Below are 1,286 nucleotides of genomic sequence, written 5' to 3'. Positions count from 1 at the left end.
TCGTGGAGTCGGCGGGCTTGGGCGCGTAGCGCCGTCGCTGTCTTCGCGGACAACACCAACGGCAACACCCCGCCCACCGAACCGAGTTCGACCGAACCCCCACCATCCAGCCCCGAAGCCCCCTCGCCATCCAGCGCAGGAGGCTCCTCCAGGATCACGTGCGCGTTGGTCCCCGAGATCCCGAACGACGAAACACCAGCCCGCCGCGGCCCACCACCCACCGGCACCCACGGCACCGCCCGCGTCAACAACCGCACCCCCTCCCACTCCACCCCACCCACCGGCTCCACCACATGCAACGACCGCGGCAACACCCCATGCCGCAACGCCTCCACCATCTTGATCACACCACCCACACCAGCAGCCGCCTGCGCATGCCCGATATTCGACTTCAACGACCCCAACCACAACGGCCGCCCCACCGGCCGCCCCCGACCGAACACCTCGACCAACGCACCCACCTCAATCGGATCCCCCAACACCGTCCCCGTCCCATGCCCCTCCACCACATCAACCTCCCCCGCCGACACCCCCGCATCAGCCAACGCCAAACGCACCACCCGCTGCTGCGCCACACCACTCGGCGCCGTCAACCCATTCGACGCCCCATCCGAATTCACCCCACTCCCCGCCACCACCGCCAACACCCGATGACCCAACCGCCGCGCCACCGACAACCGCTCCACCAACAACATCCCCACACCCTCCGACCACCCCGTCCCCGAAGCATCCGAAGAAAACGAACGACACCGCCCATCCCCCGACAACCCACCCTGCCGAGAAAACTCCACAAAAGCCCCCGGAGTCCCCATCACCGTCGCCCCACCCACCAACGCCACATCACACTCACCCGACCGCAACGAACCCACCGCCAGATGCAACGCCACCAACGACGACGAACACGCCGTATCCACCGTCAACGCAGGACCCTCCACCCCCAACACATAAGCCAACCGACCCGACAACATCCCCCCAGCAGAACCCGTCAACAAATAACCATCCGAACCACCACCCCCCTCCCACAAACGCGGACCGTACTCATAACCCATCCCCCCCACAAAAACCCCCACCCCACCACGACCCCGCAACGAACCAGGCGCCACCCCAGCCCGCTCCAAAACCTCCCACGACACCTCCAACAACAACCGCTGCGCCGGATCCATCCCCGCCGCCTCCCGCGGCGACACACCAAAGAACCCCGCATCGAACAACCCCACACCCTCAACAAAACCCCCCTCACGCACCCCACACACCTCACCCGACAACACCCCAGCACCCCACCCCCG

General features: G+C 66.6%; 1 protein-coding gene. It reads right to left on the bottom strand.

The genetic code is table 11. The features are described 5' to 3' along the window. The coding region (locus ABZ154_RS35035) for a beta-ketoacyl synthase N-terminal-like domain-containing protein (protein ID WP_356838515.1) at positions 1–1,286 on the bottom strand (1,286 nt) is incomplete at both ends.

It is taken from the genome of Streptomyces sp. NPDC006261, assembly GCF_040613515.1.
Classification (GTDB): Bacteria; Actinomycetota; Actinomycetes; order Streptomycetales; family Streptomycetaceae; genus Streptomyces.
The sequence above is the reverse complement of the archived record's forward strand: the minus strand, read 5'-3'. Positions and strand labels throughout refer to the sequence as shown.